Raw genomic sequence first — 20,355 nt, forward strand, 5'->3', positions numbered from 1 at the left:
AAATGTGTGTATATCTATTTGTTATGGATAGATATGTTTCCGTTGGCCGTGCGGCGGCCCTTCTTGGTGTCTCGGTCAGCACGCTCCGTCGCTGGGAGCGGGAAGGCAAGCTTTTGCCGGAGCGGACGGCATCCGGCCACCGCCGTTATGCCCTGTCCCGGCTTCAATCCGGTCACGACGGCGAGGCAGCGGCGCAGAAGCGTACCATTGCCTATGCGCGTGTTTCCAGTCATGACCAGAAAGCGGACCTTGAACGCCAGAAAAAGATACTGGAACTATACTGTGCCCGGCAAGGCTGGACCCATGAGGTTATAGCCGACCTTGGGTCCGGAATGAATTACCGCAAGAAAGGTCTCAAACGTCTTCTGGAAGATATCATGGCGGGCCGGGTCGGACGCCTTGTCCTGACGCACAAGGACCGTCTTCTCCGCTTTGGTGCCGAGCTTGTGTTTGCGCTTTGTGAGGCCAGACAGGTGGAGGTTGTGATCCTCAACCAGGGTGAGGACACCACCTTCGAGGAAGATCTGGCGAAAGATGTCCTTGAGATCATCACCGTGTTCAGCGCCCGTCTGTATGGGGCACGGTCCCGGAAGAACCAGAGACTTCTGGAGGCTGTTGCAGAGGCGGTCAAGGATTCCCCGGCATGATAACAGCCCATCGTATCGCGCTTGATCCCAACAATGTGCAGGCCACATATCTGGCCCGCGCTGCCGGGACAGCCCGCTTTGCCTATAACTGGGCCCTGGCGGAGTGGGGGCGGCAGTATGCGGCATGGAAAGAGGACAACACCCTGCCAAAGCCCTCGCAGTACGCCCTGCGCAAGCAGCTCAATGCCGTCAAGCGGGAGCAGTTTCCGTGGATGCTGGAGGTTACGAAGAATGCCCCCCAGATGGCCATCATCCAGCTTGGAGAGGCCTTCAGGAACTTCTTCGCGGGCCGTGCCCGTTATCCGAAGTTCCGCAAGAAAGGTGTACACGACCGCTTCACCCTGACCAACGACCAGTTCACTATCGACGGTTCACACATCCGCATCCCCCATCTGGGCCGGGTGCGGATGCGCGAGGCGTTGCGCTTTACCGGCAAGATCATGTCAGCCACCGTGTCCCGTGTGGCCGACCGCTGGTTTGTCAGTCTTGCCGTGGAGACACCCGAGGAGCCATGCCTGCCCCACGCTGAAAACCAAGGTGCGGTGGGTGTGGATCTCGGTGTCTCCGCACTGGCAACGCTCTCGACCGGGGACAGCCTTCCGGGACCCAAACCGCACAAGGCCGCGCTGAACCGTCTGCGCCGTTTGTCCCGGAGCCTGTCCCGGAAACAGAAAGGCTCCTCCAACCGCCGCAAGGCCCGGCAGAAGCTGGCCCGTCTTCACGCCCGGATCAGCAACATCCGCACCGATGCCCTGCACAAGCTCACCACAGCACTGGTCCGCAGATTTCACCTCATCGGCATCGAAGACCTGAATGTACGCGGCATGATGCGCAACCGGCATCTGGCCCGCGCCATTGCCGACATGAGCTTTCATGCTTTCAGGCGGCAACTGGAATACAAGATGGCACGGCGCGGGGGACGGGTTGTGGTTGCCGACAGGTGGTTTGCCAGCAGCAAGACCTGTTCGTGCTGTGGGCACAAACTCGAAAGCCTGCCTTTGGCAACACGGGCATGGGTGTGTCCCGTGTGCCGTACGCAGCATGATCGTGACGTGAATGCCGCGATCAACCTGAGACATCTGGCGGTGAGCTCCACCGTGTCAGCCTGTGGAGAGGAAAGCTCTGGCTTGGGTCGCAAGACCAAAGCGAAACTGGCCTCAGGGAAGCAGGAAGCAAGCAGCAGGTTTACTCATATATGAGTAGGTTTGCATAGGTATTGTAGAGCGGTTTCAGAAGGGCAGATTGTAACCGGAGGCTAGTCGGGGGGCTTGCGCTTGCGGGCTTCTTTCTGGTCCAGAATACGCCGATCCAGATCAGCATGCTTCCGTTCCGAGGCATTCCCGTAGCGCTCAAGGAGCGCAAGGCCCTCACGGACCTCACCCACCTCCCGCGCGGCCTTGTACATTTCACGCGCACTCGGCCACTCGAAGGGATAGCGGGCAAAGACCTTTGAATCATCCATCTTCAGGTTCCACTGTGCCGAAGACAGAAAGGCATAGGCGTTGGATACTTGCTTCAGGAGGAACCGACCGTTATCAAAGGTCCGTTTGACGCAGCGGTTGACCACGAAGATAATGCCGTGTTCCCGAAGGAATTTCAGCGCCTTATAGACCGTTGTCCTGCCGTAGCCCGCCTTCTCTCCAAGCGTCTTGTAAGAGACTGCCAGCTCGCCGGTGTGCCAATTGATCGTTTCGAGGCAAGCCCGATAGACAGCGAGCACCGAACGGCCGCGTCCTTCATAACGCTGCACCTCTGGGCTTGCTGCGAGTTGCTCCTTCCAGCGCAAAACAGTCTTTCTCGGCGGCGGCTTGCCGAACTTGACAAGATGCTTCTCGAAGGCACCTCGGCGGCACTGCCACTTCGGACCGTCCGGCAAGCCGAACGGGGGCGTGAGCCGGAAGCCTGTGAGGTGGTTTGTTAAAGACGATGTAGACACAAACGGCATCCCGATTTTCGGGGCCGGTTCAACTTGTTTTGCTGGTGCTTCAAGAGTGATTGACTTGGCTGAAGCCGCGCCCTATCTTGGGCTTTGCGGTAACGCCTGCATTCACTGGCACCAGCAGCGCAAGTTGTTCCAGCCAAGTATTTCACAGTGGATGTGCCGCAAACCGTTGGCGCGGTAGGCAACACAGCCCGGGGATGACCCCGGGCTTTTTCTTTGTCCGTCATTTTGGCTGGCGTGTAAAGCGTTGTATGTAAAGTGGCGGATCCACATCCCGGTTTACCCCTTCCCCCACGGGCGGCTCGAGCAAGCCAATCCCTGTTGTCTGCTGTACATTCCTACGAGGTGGCCCGCGTTCCGACCGGATCCGGCACAGCGTTGTTTGCCGCTTCAACAGGACCGGGTTCCCGGCTGTCGGCACGTGAATCGAGCAGAATCATCTCACCGGATCCGGCGGTCAGGATAATTTCTGTGGCATACCGGTCCCGGCCGTCAGCATCCGTCCATTTCCGGGTCTGCAACTGGCCTTCGATATACACACGTGATCCGCTTGCGCAGATACTTCCCGGCCACGACACGGCGCCCACCGGACTTCACAGTCAATGACAACACAATGGAATGTCAAAGCGCGTGAAACAGGGACCCATCTCGCAAGACGGGACAGGAGACATGTATAACCACGAACAGGGATGCAAACGAGTTTGGCGAGTGTTTATGCGCCAGTCTCAAAGAATCTCGAAGTTTCTCAGAGAATCTCCAAGAATCTCAAAGTTTCTACGTCGTACCCACCGGCAGGATAGAGGAGGTGGGCCCACCTCCTGTCCTCATTCGATGAGGATGCTTGTTCGCACGGTCCGGCCGTGCTCAACGCAAGCGTGAGAAAGAGGGAGCTTTTTAACCGGACGACAGGCTGTTTTTTGGACGACGGACTCTTGCACAAAACATGTTATTATAGTAACGACTTTTATTTAGCGCGTTTAAGTAGAAAGTATCGCGCATCCTACCGGGAAACTTAGGAGAAAACCCATGGCAAACCTAGTATCGGCCTTAGGCCAAACCAAGGCAAATCATGATGCTACAAATGACACTCTGTACGGCGTAGGCGGAGACGGAGATGACAGGCTCGAGGGAGGTAGGGGAAATGACTTCCTGTATGGTGGTGCAGGAGACGACGCCCTGCACGGCGGAGACGGAGACGACCGTCTGTCCGGCGGATATGGAGACGACACCCTGAATGGTGGGGAGGGAGATGACAAGCTCGAGGGAGGTGAGGGGAATGATACCCTCTATGGAGGGTTTGGCAGTGATGTCTTGGATGGCGGTAGGGGAAATGATCACCTGTATGGTGGCGCAGGAGACGACACCCTGTACGGCGGAGACGGAGACGACATCCTGAATGGTGGGGAGGGAGATGACAGGCTCGAGGGAGGTAGGGGAAATGACTTCCTGTATGGTGGTGCAGGAGACGACGCCCTGCACGGCGGAGACGGAGACGACCGCCTGTACGGCGGAGACGGAGACGACCGCCTGCACGGTGGAGGCGGAGACGACATCCTGAATGGTGGGGAGGGAGATGACAGGCTCGAGGGAGGCGAGGGGAATGATATCCTCTATGGAGGGTTTGACAATGATGTCCTGGATGGCGGTAGGGGGAATGACTTCCTGTATGGTGGCGCAGGAGACGACACCCTGTACGGCGGAGACGGAGATGACATCCTGTATAGCGGGTCCGGTAATGATACCTTGTATGGTGGGGCAGGTGCCGACCAATTTATCTACACGTCGACATCATTGGGCAGCGATGTTGTACTGGATTTCAATGCTGCAGAAGGAGATCGTATCCGTCTTGATATTGAAACCTCATCTGGCACGCGTCTGACATGGAGCGACAGTGGGCCGCAAAAACTGTCAATGTGGGCCGAGCCATCTGATGGAGGTATGGTTCTGCGCGCTGATATTGACTGCAATACTGATGCAGATATCAGTATCAACCTGCAAGGCGTTTCTGATCTGGGGCCAGATGCCTTGATTCTCTAAGGGCGCGGGCTGCCCCAATTCTTTCTGCTACGCTTGGTGAAGTTCGACAAATAGGCCATTTCCAACCGGAATGGGGTCTGATTTCGTTTGTTTCGTTTACAATGACCTTCACCTCTCTTTCCCTTAACCCCGGCGCGAAAATCTTCAGTCACCAGAGCCAGGGAGGGGGGCGAATATTCGCTGAGCTGTCCGGCATAGCCGCGCCCGTCAACGAACAGGTTGATATTTTTCAGAACGTCGCGCGCGGCCATCAGTGAAAGGCCTCCTTGATCGGGGGCGAGGTTTGCCGCGCCCCCGATCAATTTATTTTTCCCCGTCGTAAAAACGGCCGTTTATGCAGATGGTAGAACACGCTGGCGCGAAAGAATTGCGTATTTTTAACTGGAATATGGGAGAAGCCTGATTGCAGGCTACACCGATCTTATTCGTCGAAAAGATCGGTGTGCCGTCCAGTTCGTTCAAAGCGGACAACATTGCCATTGATTTTGTAGATCAGAAGCCAGTCCGACTCAATGTGGGCATCCCGGTAGCTACGCCACCGCCCTTTAAGCGGGTGGTCGAGATACGTGGCAGGCAACGGCGTACCTGCTATCAGCAGCTCTATCAGAACCTTGAGCTTGCTCATGTCCTTGCCACGCCTTCCAGAAGCCTTGACGTCACGCTTGAACTGGCCAGAATACTCCGGGTGCCGCATCAAATACCCAGCTGGGCAAACAGATCATCCGCATCGTTGGCATGGTGAACATCTTCACCATGCTCACTTTTCGCCAGCGTTTCCGCCGTCAGTGCGTTAGGAACGCGCATGTCGAATGGCAGCGTCTTTTCTTTGGCGATTTTGGTGAGGGCAATGCGCACTACATCGGACACAGTAAGCCCCATACCCGCCAGTACGGCAGCGGCTTCGTTTTTTAGCGTCTCGTCGATCCGGGCGCGGACAAATGCATTTGCTTTCATGGGACGCCTTGGTTCCATTGGGAGCCTCGCATTCAGGGTGAGATAACACTGTAGCTCAAATGAACCACTTTTGCAAGGCACCTCTTTTTAACCATCTCTTTCTTTTTTTCAGCCACTTGACGCACAGCTTTCAGCATATATACGAAAGAACAACGTCCTTGACGTTCAGATTATTTTAACTGATATAAGATGTCATCTTAATATTAAAAAAGGATCTGAATGAGATGATAATAACGGTTGGTAATACAAAAGGTGGCGTGGGCAAAACTACGATATCGGTTAATTTGGCGGTCGCCCGCGCATTGTCCGGTCGCGATGTATGGTTGATTGATGGTGACCGACAGGGTACGGCGCAAACTGCAATCAGTATCCGGGCTGAAGCGGGGTACGCTCCGGGGATTGCTTGTGCCACTTATCCGGATGGCCCGACATTGCGGTCACAGGTTCAGCAACAGGCATCCAGATTTAATGATGTGATTATCGATGCTGGCGGACGTGACTCAACTGCATTGCGTGCTGCCCTTGTACTGTCTGATGTGCTTCTGGTTCCATTCCAGCCTCGGAGTTATGACGTGTGGGCACTCAACGATATTGCGGCACTGGTTGATGAGGCCAGAAGTGTGCGTGATGGTCTGCGGTGCTTTGCCGTTCTTAATTGCGCCGATCCGGGCGAGCATTCAACAGACAACATAGAAGCTGCCGCTGCGGTCGCTGAAGTTCCCCAATTTGAATACCTCCCAACTCCTTTGCGTCGTCGCAAAGCTTTTGCTAATGCCGCAGGTTCGGGGCAAAGCGTTCTTGAATTGAGGCCGCAGGATCACAAGGCGACAGCCGAGGTAAATAACCTTATTAACGCATTGTTTTAATATTAAAAAGATATCTAAATAGAGTTGTAAGGGGTTTAAATGGCTATTACGAAGAAACCAGTCAAGCCTGTTGCAGGTTCATCCTTTGCCCCTGTCGATGCCTTTATCTCAGGTGCTCCGGATGCTGATCAGGGGCCGCGTCGTGTCCGCAAGGGACGCAAGGTCCAGATTACACTAACAATCACAGAACCCTTGTTGGCTCGCGTGGATGAGCTGGCCGGACATCTTGGGCAAAGCAGGGCCGCTGTGATTAATCTGGCTGTTATGCAGATGCTTCAAACAGGCTTGCGTATTGATGGCGAATAATCTGCCTTCGCGTGTTGCCTTGTCTTCCTTGAAGAAGCAGAAAAAAATAACGTTTCTGCGCTGAATGCATTTCTGACGCCATGCCAATACCACCCGGCATGGCGTTCTGATTCAGATTCAGACCGTTTTCTTTTTCTGTTTTGCCTTTGCCTTTGCCGGTTTTGGTATGTCTTTCAGCTCGACCGTGGCGGCCCTCGACCATGGCTCGGGGATCAGGTCCCATGGCATGATGGCGGTGTTGAGCTTCAGCAGTTCAGGCACGTTGATATCAGCCGTGCACCAGAGGCGGACCGGCTCGTCATCGGCATTGCGTTCCACATGAACAAGCAGCCGGTTGATACAGGTGCGCACAAGAACGGTGGACAGGCCGTCGGACGGATCGTGCTTCAGGCGGGCCAGAAGGCGTTTCCAGCGGTTCAGGCTTTCGTTGGCAAGGTCGGTGCGGAAAATCAGCTTGTCCAGTTCCCGCTGGTGCGTATAGAGCTGAAGGCGTGCGTTGGTGATCTGCTTTTCCTTGTCGTCCAGAAAGGACCGGATGACGGGGCGGTTGGTCCGGTTTCCGAGATCGGACAGCAGTGCCTTGACCTCATCTGTTGCCTGGTCGATCTGTTGTTGCAGCCGTTCAATGGCGCTTTCGTGGCGTTGCCGGTCCGGTGAAAGCGTCTCCTGAAAGGTGCGGATGGTGTCCAGATCAACCGTATTCAGCGCCTCCAGACCTTGGACAATGATGGTTTCGCGCGGGATCATCCACAAGGCGGTCCGGCGTGATCCATAATAACCCGGCGGGGCGGCGGTCAACGGGTGGCCGGTTTCGGCGCACCGCAAGCGGCGCGTGAAGAACCAGCTTCCGGTCTGGCCGGTCTTCATCTGGAGCGAGCGGGCCTTGCGCTGGCGTTCCATCGCCCGTTCCCGGCTGCGGGCCTTGGCATCGGCGGCGCGGATATGACGCATGGAAGACCGGTCTTCAATCATGCGCTGGACCGCATCGAACAGGTCCTCGTCCACAATCGCGAGCTCCGGAACCGGTATCCGCAGCCATTCACTTTGAGGCCGCACAACACAGTTCCGTTTTCCGGTTTCGGGATTGACCCGGTATTCCTGCCGGTTCCAGGTGATCCAGCCTTTGTACAACGTATGGCGCAGGACGCCGGTTTGCCGGGACGCCGTTCCGACCAGAGCGGATATGGACCACGTTCCGCCACGCGGCGATGCAATGCCGTCGTCGTTCAGGCCTTCACAGATTTCACTCAAGATCGCGCCGTCATGGTACTCGCTGTAGATACGCCGGATGACCTCCGCCTCCCCCGGATGAATCTCGCGCTCGCCACGGACCAGTTCGCCTTTTTCATCCAGGCGGTGTTTGGTGCGATAGCCATAGCACAAGCCGCCGGGGATCTTCCCGCGCAGCGTGATGGCCCGCAACCCGCGCCGGGTCTTGTCGGCAAGGTCCCGCAGGTACAGCGCGTTCATCGTGCCTTTCAGACCGATATGCAGCTCGTTGATGGTGCCGTCCGCGATGGTTTCAATATCGATCCCCATGAAGCGCAGTTTCTCGTACAGCGCGGCGATATCGGACTGGCTGCGGGACAGGCGTGACAAGTCCTCGCTCAACACTTTCTCGAATTCACCGGCCAGGGCGGCGGCAACCAGCGCCTTGGCATTCTCGCGGTGGGACATGGTGGCTCCTGACAACGCCTCGTCGGCGAAAATGTGGGATACCGTCCACCCCCGGTCTGCGCAAAACTGGATACACCGGGCCACCTGATCGGCGCTGGATGTGTCCTGTTTGTCGGTGCTGTGGCGCGCGTAAATGGCGACCAGCATGACGTTTCCTCCGGTCTGTGTCGTATGTATACACGACATTTAACCGGTTGACGGGCAACGGGGAAAGGGCGGATGACGATCAGGGGGTGTTGGCAGCCTGTGCAGCGGCTTCGGCTTCACGGCGGCGCTTGACCCGGATAATCTTGCGGGCGATGCGGTAAACATCTCCCCAGATCTCGTCGACAGAAACCGCAGGATCGGTGTCACGACCGTCCCAGCCCATGGCAACCGCCGTCCCGACATCAACGCGGGGCGGCAGAAGTTCAGGCGGAATATGGGCGATGATCTCATCCATGCTTGGCACAATGTCGTCATAGTCATCGGCGTCTTCCGGTGAAACGGTCAGCCAGTCCACACCATGAAAGATACCGTTGCCTATGAAAGGCAGGCCTTCGTTGTCCTGTACGCTGCTCATTGCTGTTGTCCTTTCCTGGATACAGTGCGGGGGTGCGCAACCAGATACCCCAGCCTTCACAGCTAGCGACAACATCATGAAATGTCAATGCAGGTATGGAGAGTAAAAGCCATGTAAAGGGGAAATAGACGGTATGTATAACTGCGAACAGTGGTGCAAATGAAATTGGCAAGTATCTAAGTGGTATTCTACGAGTTTCTACGAGTTTCCAAAAGTTTCTACGAGTTTCTACGAGTTTCCAAAAGTTTCTACGTCGTACCCACCGGCAGGATAGAGGAGGTGGGCCCACCTCCTGTCCTCATTCCATGAGGATGCTTATTCGCACGGCCGGGCCGTGCTCAACGCAAGCGTGAGAAAGGGGGAATTTTTTAACCGTTTCCGTCTCAGAAAACGGAAAATAAAGCACGCCAAGCCGACGTCGGTAACCACGGCGACGGTACCCGGAGACGACAGGGTTCGGGTTCGGGCGTGGGCTGAAAGGCAGGCTTCAACAGGTTTTGCGAAAAACATGCTCACTTGGTTGCGTGGACATGATTTCTGCCTAAAAGGTCCGTCTCTGGATGCGGTTTTTCTTCCTGTGGAAAGGAAACTTTGCTATTCTTTCCATAGGCAGACAAGAGAGGCCCTACCATCATGACGCGGGCACCCAAGTCAGAAACACACCAGCCTGATGCAAGTGCTGTTCTGACCAAAGCTGTGATCCGGGCGGCGGATTATCTGGATATTCCGGCAACCGTGCTGGCAAGAATTCTGGGGCTCAGCGAGCCCACCATATCCCGCATGCGCAAGGGATCCTTTTTTCTTTCAACAAAAAAGAAAGAATCCGAGATCGGCGTACTGTTTGTGCGTCTTTTCCGGTCTCTGGACGCGCTGGTCGGAGGAGACCAGGCCAGTGCACGGGCGTGGTTGACCAATGTGAATACGGTCCTGCTGGATCGTCCGCTCAACCAGATACAAACCATAAACGGACTGTACAATGTCATTGCATACTTGGACGCCCGCCGCGCTGTCATCTGAGTTCCGGTCTTTTACGGGGTTGTGCTGGCGTCTGGTGGAGTGCCAGCACTACGTTTCGACGCTGAAAATAGTCGACAGCCTTGAAGAGCAGCGCATTCTGGAAATGTTGGTAGAAGAAACAAAGCCACCGCTGCCCCCGGAATGTCAAAGCCTGCATTTCCTTCTGTCCACGCCTTTCCGGTATGACCCGGCGTATCCAAAGGGTTCCCGGTTCCGGCGGGCCGGACGCACGCCGGGTGTCTATTACGCCGCCATGGAGCCTGAAACCGCCGTTGCCGAGATCGCTTTCTACCGGGTCCTGTTTTTTGCGGAATCCCCGGGTACACCATGGCCGGTCAACCCGGCTGAATACACCGCCTTTGCGGTCGACGTGGAAAGCCGAAGCGTTGTTGACCTGACATCCCTGCCGTTGTCACAGGGGCGGGCGGTCTGGACGGACCCGGTGAACTACGAACCGTGTCAGGCGCTGGCAGAAACGGCCAAGCAGGCGGGGGCCGGGATGATCCGGTATGAATCGGTGCGTGACCCGCGTGGCCGGCATAATCTCGCCCTTATGACCTGTCAGGCGTTCAGGGGCGGACAACCGGCACATTGCCAGACATGGCGGATCCTGCTCAGTCACGTCGGGGCCCAAGCTCTGTGTGAGTTTCCACAGGTGTATTTAGCTTTTGATCGGGATGAATTCTCGTCAGACCCGCGCCTGAACGGGATGGACTGGAAACGGCCTTCCCGGTAAACCAAAGAGAAACCCTAGATTGTGTTGGTGACCTACCACCCACGGCCCTTTCCCAGCACTTTTCCCATCGCGTCAACCACATTCATGCCCATCGGCCCGGTTGCGGCCTGTCCGGTGAGGTAGAGCCGCCAGTTCCTGGCCTGTGACGGAAGAAGCTGGTTCTGGCGGATGGCAAGGTAGCGACGCCAGCGATGATCGGACAGGAGGCCGCGTCCGGCCAGCGGACGCAGGCGATAACGACGGACGGGCTGGCCCGTCCGGATCTTGTTCCTGGCGATATGGGCAGGATCACGGTAGGAACCAAGGCGTTTCTCCAGCGCACCACGGCTGCACGTACGGTCAAGCGCACTGGCTTTCATGTGGGGTGGCTTGCTGGTGTCGGAATCAAGCGGACGGAACACCAGGCCACGGCCGCGCTGGACAAGAACAACGCCGAACCGGTCTGCCAGCCTCTGGCGCAGCCGCGTCAAGATCGGCACTGGCAAGTTCAGGCCGCTACGACCACTGAAACCGTCTTAGCGTGCTTTATTTTCCCTTTTCTGAGACGACCCCTATCAACCTGACCGGAGATTACCTGTGGCGCAGCAGCGCCAAGATCGGCGCAGGCAAATTCAGGCCACTACGACCGCTACAGCCGGCTTAGCGTACGATTTTTTCCGTTTTCTGAGACGACCCCAAGTTGTCGCATTGTTCCGTTTTGTGGTTAAAAAACAATGCTTGGCGGGATAAACACACGAAACCCCGCTTGCAATTTATCGGCGATGCCTCATAATGCTGCAGATTGCATTATTTCAGGGGCTAGAATGACCGCCAAACACCGTATAACCATCAACATGACTGAGGCGGAATATACCGCCCTTGCGGCTCTGGCTGAACGGTTTCAAGTTTCAATGGCATGGCTTGGCCGCCGTGCTTTGGGTGAGATGGTAGAAAAATACAAACACGCAGGGCAACTCACCATGCCCTTTGACGCAACACCGCCAAAGGAAAAATCATGAGAGCCAGCGCACTTGCCCCCGTTGTTCACCCACAATCAACCCGCCGGATAAATCTGCCGCTCAAAAAACCTACGCTTGAAACACCAACGCAGCTGGCCGACCGCATCGGCCAAAACTACACCAACCAAAAAAACGCCGAACACCGCAAAAGCCACGGGCTTTATTTAACCCCGCCGCCAGTGGCTGCCTTTATGGCAGATATGATCTGCCCCCGTGATACGCTACGCCTGCTTGATCCCGCCGCCGGTGCTGGCATTTTACTTTGCGCGGCCATCGAGCGGCTGGCCGCCTGCCCCAACCCGCCGCGTTTGGTTGAGATTGTCGCTTATGAAATTGATCCACCGTTAGCGGCCATGCTGGCCGAGGTTCTCGACCATCTAACCGCTTGGGCCGCTGGCAAGGGCATGACGATCAAAACCACAATCCGCTGCACTGATTTTATTTTGGCCGAGGCCGCCGCCCTGCATCATCGCCCCGCTAATCGCTTCGATGCCGTCATTGCTAACCCGCCTTATTTTAAGATCAACAAAGATGACCCCCGCGCCGTTGCGGCTTGTGATGTTGTGCATGGTCAGCCCAATATCTATGGCCTGTTCATGGCTGTTGCCGCCGCGATGCTGAGTCAAGGCGGCGATCTGGTATTTATCACCCCGCGTAGCTTTGCATCAGGCCCTTATTTTAAGCGATTCCGCGAACGGTTTTTTTCAATGGTGCGACCGCTTAGAACTCATGTTTTTGCTTCCCGCCGCGATGCCTTTAGCCGCGATGCAGTGCTGCAAGAAAATGTTATCCTACATGCAATCCGCGCCGATGGATGGACAACCAAGCCCAACGGCCTGCCCTTCACAATTTCCAGCAGCACCGGCATGGGCGATCTTGACCAAGCCACCGAATACCCAGCCGCCTTAGCCGATGTAATCGACCCTAAAAATTTGGCTGGTGCTTTCCGTTTACCCTCAGGCCCCGAAGATGAAGACATTTTGCGCCGTGTGGACAGTTGGACAGGCTCACTTCATGCTTATGGGTTGGATATTTCCACCGGCCCCGTGGTGCCATTCCGCGCCACAGAACATCTAGCCGAGCAAGCTAATGGCGTAACCGTTCCCTTGTTGTGGTTAAACCATGTCAAGGCGATGGAGATTCAATGGCCGACCGCTAGCCGTAAACCGCAATACATTAAAAACAAAACCAATTCCCAACGCCTGCTTGTGCCAAACAGCACTTACATTCTGTTGCGCCGATTCAGTGCCAAGGAAGAGCACCGCCGCATGACCGCAGCCCCCTTGCTGGCCGGTCAGATTCCAGCCGCCATGATCGGTATTGAAAACCATCTAAACTATATTCACCGACCAGGCGGCAACATCAGCGATGATGAAGCCTTTGGCTTGGCCGCTTTGCTCAACAGCGCATTGATGGATGGGTATTTTCGTTGCACCAACGGCAATACCCAAGTCAGTGCCACCGAATTACGCGCCATGCCTTTGCCGCCCTTAGCCGCTATCGCCCAGCTTGGCCGCCGCGTCAGAAAAAAACCCGACAACATGGCTTTAATTGATGATTTGGTTGAGGCGTTGACGCACAACCCCGATCAAATCAAGGTTAAAACGACCGAAAAACAAAAAGGAGAAGCCTTTGCCTGATATTCACCAAGCCCAAGATATTCTAAAAAGTCTTGGCCTACCAGCCGCACAGCAGAATGAAATTTCCGCGCTAACCTTGCTGGCTCTTGTCGGGCTAGGCCCAACTGATCCTTGGTCAGCGGCTACCCGCAGCCGCCGCAGCGTATCAAAAGACATCATGGCTTTTATCGCCGAGCGTTTCGGTAAACACTATGCGCCCAACACCCGTGAAACCGTGCGGCGGCAAGTGTTGCATCAATTCGTGCAAGCCCGTATCGCCGATTATAACCCGTTCGAGCAGGACTTGCCGACCAATAGCCCCCGCGCTCATTACGCCATCACCGATGATGCGTTGAGCGCAATTAAAACCTATGGCACAAAAGCATGGGCCGATGCCGTGGCACAATTCATTGCTACACACGGTTCACTTTCCAACACCTATGCAAAACACCGATCCACCGGAAAGCTGGTTCCAATCACTTTGCCGGACGGCAGCACCATTGAACTATCGCCCGGCAAGCATAATGACGTACAGAAAGCCATTATCGAGCAATTCGCGCCGCGTTTTGCGCCTGATTCCAAGCTGCTTTATATCGGCGACACCGCTAAAAAGAATGTCATAATGGATGCCAAAACCTTGGCCGATTTTGGCCTTGGTGCCGATGACCACGATAAATTGCCGGATGTGGTATTACTCGACCAAAAGAAGAATTGGTTGTTTCTAATTGAAGCGGTAACATCACATGGCCCTATGTCACCCAAGCGCGTATTCGAGCTTGAGGAACGGTTAAAGGGCAGCCAAGCTGGGCCAGTTTATGTTAGCGCATTCCCAGATATGGCCGAGTTTCGTAAACACATGAAAGATATTGCTTGGGAAAGCGAAGTCTGGATTGCTGAAACACCGGATCACATGATCCATTTCAATGGCGATAGGTTTTTAGGGCCGAGAAAATAGGCACCGACTATCAAAACGCGGAGAGGCTATATCATGGCAAGATGTACAGCACCAGTATATGGCCACCGCACATCGAGCGGGGCAGCTGCCTGCCCCGCATGTAATGGACGCTATAGAAGCTATACCTCACACTCATATTCACCGCCGCCGCCTTACTTCACCACCACAACAGTGAGCAATTGGGGTGGCCGAAGCAGCGGAAGTAGTTCTGGCAGCAGCGGAAAGGTTCGCTGGTCTCGGCCAGGTTCGTCCGTGATGTACACGCCTGCCCAGATACGGACGCTCACGCCTGTCCGTGAAAACATCGAAAACAAAACGTCCGTTCTCGATCTTCGGGACGTTTTTCTTTGCCATGCGTGGGACGACAGGAAAGGGGCTGCCAAGGAACTGCATGATCTGCTCCAGTCGCTCGGGGTATCGGTCTGGTTCAGCGAGAAGGATGTAGCCCTCGGCACTTCGTTGCTCCGCGAAATCGACAAAGGATTGGTGAAGTCCCGAGTCGGGATCGTACTAGTGACCCCAGCACTGTTGCGTCGCATTCAAGGAGAGGGAATCGCCGACAAAGAGCTTTCGGCACTACTAGCGCGTGACCTGCTTGTTCCTGTTGTGCATGAAACCACGTATGACGCCCTCCGAGAAGTTAGCCCACTGCTCGGTTCGCGAAGCGGCCTGAGCACCGCAGAAGAGCCGATGGCAGACATTGCGGCCAAGCTCGCTGAACTAGTCGCCCCCTAGATTGAATGCCCCAACAGTATAATTAAACAAGACCCCCACGAGGCCACGGATGCAAAATTCCAAACTTAGGATTCACGCATGATTGTCGTTATGGACAAAGAAGGCACACTTCATATTGAAGACGAAAATGGTAATGCTATGGACGGTTGCCGCATTAGTGCCACGAGATTCGATGAAACTTATATTGATGGCCTTTATGGCCGAAAATATTTTCCGGCCACCATGTGGGCGACCGTGGTTCGCAAAGGTGGTAAATATCGTGAGGTAAAAGTTACGCAAAAGAAATAGCTATGACGTCCTAAAAACCCACGTTTTTAGGATATTGGCCACCCTGCCCCGCTGTGAGCTTGATCGCTAAATGGCTTTGAATTTTGATTGCTATCTGGCGTGCTCGGTGCGTGTGAGGGTGCGGTACACGGTCGGCCTGGAGACGGAGAACAGCTCGGCCAGATCGCTGATGCTGTAGTCACCGGTATCGTACATCCGCCGCAACTCGCATTGCTGCCGTTCGGAGAGCTTGGGCTTCTTGCCGCGTAGTTTGCCCTTGGCGCGGGCTACCGCCATGCCCTCGCGGGTTCGTAGCCGGATGATGTCCGACTCAAACTCCGCAAAGGTAGCGAGGATATTGAAGAACATCTTCCCCATGGGGTCGGTCGGGTCATAGATGGACGCGCCCAAGGCCAGTCGTACCTTGCGCTCCGTCAAGGTGTCGGCGATCTCCCGTGCATCGAGGACCGAGCGTGCGAGGCGGTCGAGCTTCGTGATGACCAGCGTGTCACCCGCCCTCACGGCCGCAAGCGCCTGGTCGAGACCGGGCCGTGTGCGTGTGCGCCCGGTCAGCCCCTGATCCGTATAGATGCGATCCGGAGCAACACCGAGTTCGACGAGGGCATGACGCTGCGCAGCAAGGTCTTGCTTGTCAGTAGAGCAGCGCGCGTAACCAATCGTAATATTCTTCATGTCATAAGATGTACGTTAGACGTACCGTTACTGCAATTTTTATCGTACCATTCAATTGATAAAGAAAACCTCCCGTTATTTACCGATATGTGTACTGAGTGGGTTTATGATGATGAACCGTCCGCACAACGATCCTCTTACGGACAATCTCACAGACTTCTCTGAAGAACAGCGCAGCCAGGCAATGCGCCGGTTTGCGCTTCTCCGGCCGCATCAATGAACTCGCCATGATCACTGAAGATGTCGTCGATGCCGCAGGACAGGCCCTCGTCATCGGGAACGCCAAATAGCAATCAAAATTCAAAGCCATTTAGCGATCAAGGTCACAGGTATCTCGAAACCGGACCGGCTTGTAAATGGCCGTTTTTACGGCCGGCCCTGCTTCTCATAGCGCCGCCGGCAGAAGGCGAGGAAGGCCGCATTCGGATCACGCAACGGCGGTCGGCCGGAGTCATCCCAGAACGACAGCCATTCGCTCTTCAGGTGATACACATCCCAGCCAGGCGCGGCCAAGCGCGCATCGTGATACACATCGTCATCGAGCTGAGGAATGTCACGGGAGGACAGGGCTTCAATCGCCTTAATCGTCGCGCGGTTAGTGAACAGGATCATATCGCCGTCTTCCAGGCTCACTGTGTAATCCGGCAGATGGTTTGTCCGCGCCAAATCCTTCAGCAGATAGCGAAACTGCTTCAGCAAGCTCTTGGAGCCTGTTTTCTTGTGCAAAAGCTCGATGCTGATCGACCAGCTCGGCTGGCGACCGCAATGCTTGCGGGCGATCTCATAGATGCGCCGTTCAAGCGGTTTGCGCAGCCGGAAATAATCCCGATGCAGCGTCAGGCATTCATTCTGATTGACCGCATTGAAGACCCAATCTGATAGGGTGATCTCACACCAGAGCAATCTACCATCGAGGCCGAATTTACGCGCGACCGAGGCGGAATCAATCAAGCCGAAGGCGCTGAATTGCTCTTCATCGCCTCGCTTGATATTTGTGCGAATGCGCGTCCCATCGAGGCGATCAAGGGCTTCACACATCGCCTCATAATCCTTTCCGGACGTGCCGCGATTGGTGAACATCAGCAATTCGCGCGCGGTGATCCGCACCCGCTTGGAAATGGCTTCGCCCTTGTTCTTTTTCGCAATAAGCTGCGAAATGCAATAGATCAAAATATCCTTGTCATAGATGGTTGCCAGGCCTTTAACGCTTGGCACAATCTCGATCCAGTTGCCGTTATGCTCATAGCGCCTGACCGTGGTTTCAGGCTTCTTGGACAGAGAATAGAATGGGTGTTCCATCTGCGCGACCAAATCCTTCAGAACGGCGTCGGCAATATCGCAGATGAACAAGTCTCCTTGCGGATACCTGTCGGGAAGAAGGCTATCAAGATTAGTGGTATCAGAGATCATGCCCGCATATTCGTGGTATCAAAGACCGTTGTCAAGTGATTCGTGGTATCAAAGACCGTTGTCAAGTGATTCGTGGTATCAGAGACCATGTCCGTATATTCGTGGTATCAGAGACTGACGTCACCGGCGGCCTGTAGATAACTAGGATTTCAAAGACCGTAGCCAGGATTTCAAAGACCGAGATTCGGGGTTTTAGAGACCGGCTTGCAAATAATCTTCAATGATTCCATAATGTTGAGCGGTGTTCAGAGGTGCTTAACACTATATTTAACACATAATTTTAACACATGCGCGCGAGGACTGTAGATAACTTCGTTCAGAATGAACTCAAAAAGCCATTTCAGAATCCAATTCCAAAGCCTTGCCTATGCGAACCTCTGAAAGAAAGACTGAGTGCAGCGCTTTGAGCCGCACAAACGCCATGATGCTGAAACAAATACAACAAAATCAACCATCTGTGCCAACGGATAGACCGTAATTTGCTTGGCAGGGGTACTTAGGGCAACGACAGGATGTAATTTTCAAGACATCTGCATGTGGATAGGAAGGACAGGTAATGGGGTTAAGGGCTTTTCACCCACCACCGCTTCCCCCTATTCAACGGGCTTCCTATGCGATTTTAGAGCTATCCGGCTTTTTAGCTCCTGGACGAAGCGGATTAAGCTTTATGACATCATGCCGCATCGATCGCGGGCCACGCTGCAAAAGCCGTTGCCGTGGCTTTCTTGCCGCCGTCGCCAGCATTGCCGACCTAGCGCAGGGCGTTTGCAATCGGCGCGGTGAAGCGTTGCCAACCCAAATGGGCCAGTTTTGAGCCTGGTATCGCCACAAATTCCCGCACGGTGGCCTGATAGCGACTGGCCGCGACCACGCCCGTGTTTGTATGGGCATCTATTTCCGTTCTGACCGGCAGACCTTCGACCGCCGGAATCGTCAACCACCATGCCGGTCGCGCGGGATCGGCCATAAAATCATCCGTTGAGGGTGAACGACCGTTCAGCGTTAGGGCTGAGCCGAAAATCATCAGCCACTTCCGCGCTGTGGCATCACCGAGTTGCTTGATAATGCGTTCGACCGTCTGCCTTGCAGCAACGACAGCCAAGCCGAGCGACCGACCGATTGCGAGCTTTGCCCGTGGCAATCTCTTGCGCCTTATCCATGATGAAAAGCACAGGTGTTTCGTTGCTTTGCAGCCTGCTGCGTTCTGCCCTAGCCTTAAGCGCCGCGAAAATACGCGCCTTCAGCAAGGCTGAAACAACTGCACCGGCGCGACCATAGCGATGAGCTGGACTTGGGCCGCTAACTCCACCCACCACCCTATCAGTCGTCAAGCGTTGTCGGATCAGGCTTGCGTGATGCTTTGCTCACGCACCTGCAGGGCGGCCGAAAGGCCGAGGGTGATACGAGAATGCTTGACGTATCCCCACCAAGTTAAAATACCAAAAGCCCTCACGGGGGCATGGATGCAAAGAAATATTATGGCCGAATATAGGTGTATTTCTGGCTGGGCCTTTGGCCGAATATGGGTGTAAATATGGGTGACGAGGATAGCATTATGCTGAAAACTGACACAATTCAGATCACACCAGAGCTGCTGGCGTTGATTGCCGAGGTTGACGAATTCAAGGGCGCATGGCGCGCCCTTGGAACCCTTGCGCCTCAGCGCTTGAGGGATCTGCGCCACGTCGCCACCATCGAAAGCATCGGCTCTTCAACCCGTATCGAGGGCAGCAAGCTAACCGACCGCGAGGTTGAGCGCCTGATGGAAAACCTGGAAATCAAAAAATTCTCGACCCGCGACGAGCAGGAAGTCGTCGGCTATGCCGAGGTGATGGAGACCATCTTCCAAGCCTGGAAAGAGATTCCCATCACGGAAAACTATATCAAACAGCTTCACCGTGACCTTTTACGCCACAGCGACAAGGACGAGCGGCACCGTGGCGAATACAAGACCTTGCGCAACGACGTGGGAGCCTTTGACGCAGACGGCAAGATGATCGGCATCGTGTTCGAGACGGCCACGCCGCATGACCGAGCTGGTGCAATGGTTGAATGACGCCCGCGAGCTGAAGCGGATTCACCCGCTCTTGATCGTCGCCGTGTTCGTCGTCACCTTTCTGGAAATTCACCCCTTCCAAGACGGCAATGGCCGCTTGAGCCGCGCCCTCACCACCCTGCTCTTGTTGCAGGCCGGCTATGCCTACGTGCCGTATTCATCGCTTGAATCCGTGATCGAGAACAGCAAAGAAGGATACTATCTGGCCTTGCGGCAGACGCAAGGAACCATTCGCACCGAGGCCCCAAATTGGCAGCCCTGGCTTACTTTTTTCATGCGCGCCTTGCAGCAGCAAATGCGCCGCCTAGCCGAAAAAGTGGAGCGCGAAAAGCTGATGATGGCAGCACTGCCAGAGCTGGCCGCGCAGATCATCGACGAGGCGCGCAAGCGCGGCCGTATCACAATCGGCGACATGATCCGCGCCACCGGCGCGAGCCGCAACACACTGAAAGAGCATTTCAAACGATTGCTGGAACAAGGCCACCTTGTCCGCCACGGCACTGGCAAAGCAACCTGGTATGCCCTGCCCTGATATAGAACGAGAGGAAGTAACGCAGATAGTGCAATTGCAGAAAAAAATGCCAAAGGCCCTCAAGGGCGGCAAACGTGAAGCTAGGCTGAAGGTCGTTGACCTTTTTGCCGGAGCAGGAGGGCTGTCGTGTGGGCTTGAAATGGCTGGGTTCGAGACACAATTTGTCTGTGAGATTGTCCGTAAGAGGATCGTTGTGCGGACAATCTCACAGACTTCTCTGAAGAACAGCGCAGCCAGGCAATGCGCCGGTTTGCGCTTCTCCGGCCGCATCAATGAACTCGCCATGATCACTGAAGATGTCGTCGATGCCGCAGGACAGGCCCTCGTCATCGGGAACGCCAAATAG

At 55.2% G+C, this 20,355-nt stretch carries 25 protein-coding genes and 1 pseudogene; 14 read left to right on the forward strand and 12 right to left on the reverse strand.

All coding sequences use genetic code 11. The features are described 5' to 3' along the window. The first annotated feature begins 23 nt into the window (after positions 1 to 23). Positions 24 to 647 (forward strand): IS607 family transposase, encoded by a 624-nt coding sequence (locus AY555_RS10205; protein WP_066136401.1) that lies wholly within the window; start codon positions 24 to 26, stop codon positions 645 to 647. Then, positions 644 to 1,846, forward strand: a complete 1,203-nt coding sequence (locus AY555_RS10210) for an RNA-guided endonuclease InsQ/TnpB family protein (RefSeq protein ID WP_066133065.1) — start codon at positions 644 to 646, stop codon at positions 1,844 to 1,846. The genes AY555_RS10205 and AY555_RS10210 overlap by 4 nt, the downstream gene beginning before the upstream one ends. Positions 1,847 to 1,902: 56 nt before the next feature. Here the strand turns inward: AY555_RS10210 and AY555_RS10215 are convergent, their stop codons facing one another. Beyond that, on the reverse strand, positions 1,903 to 2,583 hold the full coding sequence (locus tag AY555_RS10215; protein WP_167798514.1) for a hypothetical protein: 681 nt from the start codon (positions 2,581 to 2,583) through the stop codon (positions 1,903 to 1,905). Between the two features lie 344 nt (positions 2,584 to 2,927). Then, a complete protein-coding gene (locus tag AY555_RS12315) occupies positions 2,928 to 3,128 on the reverse strand; it encodes a single stranded DNA-binding domain-containing protein (protein WP_066137002.1) in 201 nt (66 codons plus the stop codon). A gap of 487 nt (positions 3,129 to 3,615) precedes the next feature. On the opposite strand from AY555_RS12315, the gene AY555_RS10225 reads away from it, so the two are divergent. Next, the gene (locus tag AY555_RS10225) at positions 3,616 to 4,626 is read left to right on the forward strand and encodes a calcium-binding protein (RefSeq protein WP_066137004.1); all 1,011 of its coding nucleotides are present in this window, start codon (positions 3,616 to 3,618) and stop codon (positions 4,624 to 4,626) included. Here AY555_RS10225 and AY555_RS10230 read toward each other — a convergent pair. The 3 genes from AY555_RS10230 to AY555_RS10240 all read right to left on the reverse strand — a co-directional run bounded on the left by AY555_RS10230 (position 4,623) and on the right by AY555_RS10240 (position 5,580). Beyond that, complete coding sequence (locus AY555_RS10230) at positions 4,623 to 4,877, reverse strand: phage major tail tube protein (RefSeq protein WP_066137006.1); 255 nt, start codon at positions 4,875 to 4,877, stop codon at positions 4,623 to 4,625. The genes AY555_RS10225 and AY555_RS10230 overlap by 4 nt on opposite strands. A gap of 170 nt (positions 4,878 to 5,047) precedes the next feature. Beyond that, positions 5,048 to 5,320, reverse strand: coding sequence for a type II toxin-antitoxin system YafQ family toxin (locus tag AY555_RS10235; RefSeq protein ID WP_066137009.1), 273 nt, complete (start codon positions 5,318 to 5,320; stop codon positions 5,048 to 5,050). Further along, positions 5,320 to 5,580, reverse strand: coding sequence for a type II toxin-antitoxin system RelB/DinJ family antitoxin (locus AY555_RS10240; protein ID WP_066137371.1), 261 nt, complete (start codon positions 5,578 to 5,580; stop codon positions 5,320 to 5,322). The genes AY555_RS10235 and AY555_RS10240 overlap by 1 nt, the downstream gene beginning before the upstream one ends. 224 nt (positions 5,581 to 5,804) lie before the next feature. Between AY555_RS10240 and AY555_RS10245 the strand changes: the two genes are divergently transcribed. Both AY555_RS10245 and AY555_RS10250 read left to right on the forward strand, forming a co-directional pair. Then, positions 5,805 to 6,446 carry an AAA family ATPase gene (locus AY555_RS10245; protein ID WP_066137011.1) on the forward strand — a complete coding sequence of 214 codons (642 nt, stop codon included), beginning with the start codon at positions 5,805 to 5,807 and terminating at the stop codon, positions 6,444 to 6,446. Between the two features lie 39 nt (positions 6,447 to 6,485). Next, entirely contained in the window at positions 6,486 to 6,752 is a 267-nt protein-coding gene (locus AY555_RS10250) for a ribbon-helix-helix domain-containing protein (protein ID WP_066137013.1), read from the forward strand. 117 nt (positions 6,753 to 6,869) lie between these two features. On the opposite strand, the gene AY555_RS10255 is transcribed toward AY555_RS10250, so the two are convergent. Further along, positions 6,870 to 8,576: a recombinase family protein gene (locus AY555_RS10255; protein ID WP_066137015.1), complete on the reverse strand. Its 1,707-nt coding sequence runs from the start codon at positions 8,574 to 8,576 to the stop codon at positions 6,870 to 6,872. Between the two features lie 79 nt (positions 8,577 to 8,655). Next, positions 8,656 to 8,991: a hypothetical protein gene (locus AY555_RS10260; protein ID WP_066137017.1), complete on the reverse strand. Its 336-nt coding sequence runs from the start codon at positions 8,989 to 8,991 to the stop codon at positions 8,656 to 8,658. Between the two features lie 633 nt (positions 8,992 to 9,624). Between AY555_RS10260 and AY555_RS10265 the strand changes: the two genes are divergently transcribed. Both AY555_RS10265 and AY555_RS10270 read left to right on the forward strand, forming a co-directional pair. Further along, positions 9,625 to 10,008: an MbcA/ParS/Xre antitoxin family protein gene (locus tag AY555_RS10265; protein WP_066137018.1), complete on the forward strand. Its 384-nt coding sequence runs from the start codon at positions 9,625 to 9,627 to the stop codon at positions 10,006 to 10,008. Next, positions 9,968 to 10,744, forward strand: a complete 777-nt coding sequence (locus tag AY555_RS10270; protein ID WP_066137020.1) for an RES family NAD+ phosphorylase — start codon at positions 9,968 to 9,970, stop codon at positions 10,742 to 10,744. Before AY555_RS10265 ends, AY555_RS10270 begins: the two co-directional genes overlap by 41 nt. A 32-nt stretch (positions 10,745 to 10,776) precedes the next feature. Here the strand turns inward: AY555_RS10270 and AY555_RS10275 are convergent, their stop codons facing one another. Further along, positions 10,777 to 11,223 carry a hypothetical protein gene (locus tag AY555_RS10275; protein ID WP_066137022.1) on the reverse strand — a complete coding sequence of 149 codons (447 nt, stop codon included), beginning with the start codon at positions 11,221 to 11,223 and terminating at the stop codon, positions 10,777 to 10,779. Between the two features lie 324 nt (positions 11,224 to 11,547). Between AY555_RS10275 and AY555_RS10280 the strand changes: the two genes are divergently transcribed. The 5 genes from AY555_RS10280 (at position 11,548) to AY555_RS10300 (ending at position 15,339) form a co-directional block, all read left to right on the forward strand. Next, complete coding sequence (locus AY555_RS10280; protein ID WP_066137024.1) at positions 11,548 to 11,742, forward strand: hypothetical protein; 195 nt, start codon at positions 11,548 to 11,550, stop codon at positions 11,740 to 11,742. Then, a complete protein-coding gene (locus tag AY555_RS10285) occupies positions 11,739 to 13,382 on the forward strand; it encodes an Eco57I restriction-modification methylase domain-containing protein (RefSeq protein WP_066137026.1) in 1,644 nt (547 codons plus the stop codon). Before AY555_RS10280 ends, AY555_RS10285 begins: the two co-directional genes overlap by 4 nt. Further along, the gene (locus tag AY555_RS10290; protein ID WP_066137028.1) at positions 13,375 to 14,316 is read left to right on the forward strand and encodes a BsuBI/PstI family type II restriction endonuclease; all 942 of its coding nucleotides are present in this window, start codon (positions 13,375 to 13,377) and stop codon (positions 14,314 to 14,316) included. Before AY555_RS10285 ends, AY555_RS10290 begins: the two co-directional genes overlap by 8 nt. A 33-nt stretch (positions 14,317 to 14,349) precedes the next feature. After that, on the forward strand, positions 14,350 to 15,051 hold the full coding sequence (locus tag AY555_RS10295) for a toll/interleukin-1 receptor domain-containing protein (RefSeq protein WP_066137031.1): 702 nt from the start codon (positions 14,350 to 14,352) through the stop codon (positions 15,049 to 15,051). Positions 15,052 to 15,129: 78 nt separating this feature from the next. Next, on the forward strand, positions 15,130 to 15,339 hold the full coding sequence (locus AY555_RS10300) for a hypothetical protein (protein ID WP_066137032.1): 210 nt from the start codon (positions 15,130 to 15,132) through the stop codon (positions 15,337 to 15,339). A 90-nt stretch (positions 15,340 to 15,429) separates the two neighbouring features. Here AY555_RS10300 and AY555_RS10305 read toward each other — a convergent pair whose 3' ends face one another. The 4 genes from AY555_RS10305 to AY555_RS10315 all read right to left on the reverse strand — a co-directional run bounded on the left by AY555_RS10305 (position 15,430) and on the right by AY555_RS10315 (position 18,562). Next, a complete protein-coding gene (locus AY555_RS10305; protein WP_066137033.1) occupies positions 15,430 to 16,011 on the reverse strand; it encodes a recombinase family protein in 582 nt (193 codons plus the stop codon). Between the two features lie 149 nt (positions 16,012 to 16,160). Then, positions 16,161 to 16,304 carry a hypothetical protein gene (locus tag AY555_RS11845; RefSeq protein WP_156483402.1) on the reverse strand — a complete coding sequence of 48 codons (144 nt, stop codon included), beginning with the start codon at positions 16,302 to 16,304 and terminating at the stop codon, positions 16,161 to 16,163. Positions 16,305 to 16,377: 73 nt separating this feature from the next. After that, entirely contained in the window at positions 16,378 to 17,421 is a 1,044-nt protein-coding gene (locus AY555_RS10310) for a replication initiator protein A (protein ID WP_066137035.1), read from the reverse strand. 751 nt (positions 17,422 to 18,172) lie between these two features. Continuing rightward, positions 18,173 to 18,562 (reverse strand): hypothetical protein, encoded by a 390-nt coding sequence (locus AY555_RS10315; protein ID WP_066137037.1) that lies wholly within the window; start codon positions 18,560 to 18,562, stop codon positions 18,173 to 18,175. A gap of 414 nt (positions 18,563 to 18,976) precedes the next feature. Here AY555_RS10315 and AY555_RS10320 point away from each other — a divergent pair. Next, positions 18,977 to 20,009, forward strand: a pseudogene (locus AY555_RS10320) (Fic family protein). 28 nt (positions 20,010 to 20,037) lie between these two features. Beyond that, positions 20,038 to 20,355, forward strand: a complete 318-nt coding sequence (locus tag AY555_RS10325; protein WP_209315888.1) for a DNA cytosine methyltransferase — start codon at positions 20,038 to 20,040, stop codon at positions 20,353 to 20,355.

The sequence above is a fragment of the Haematospirillum jordaniae genome, from assembly GCF_001611975.1.
Taxonomy (GTDB): Bacteria; Pseudomonadota; Alphaproteobacteria; order Rhodospirillales; family Rhodospirillaceae; genus Haematospirillum; species Haematospirillum jordaniae.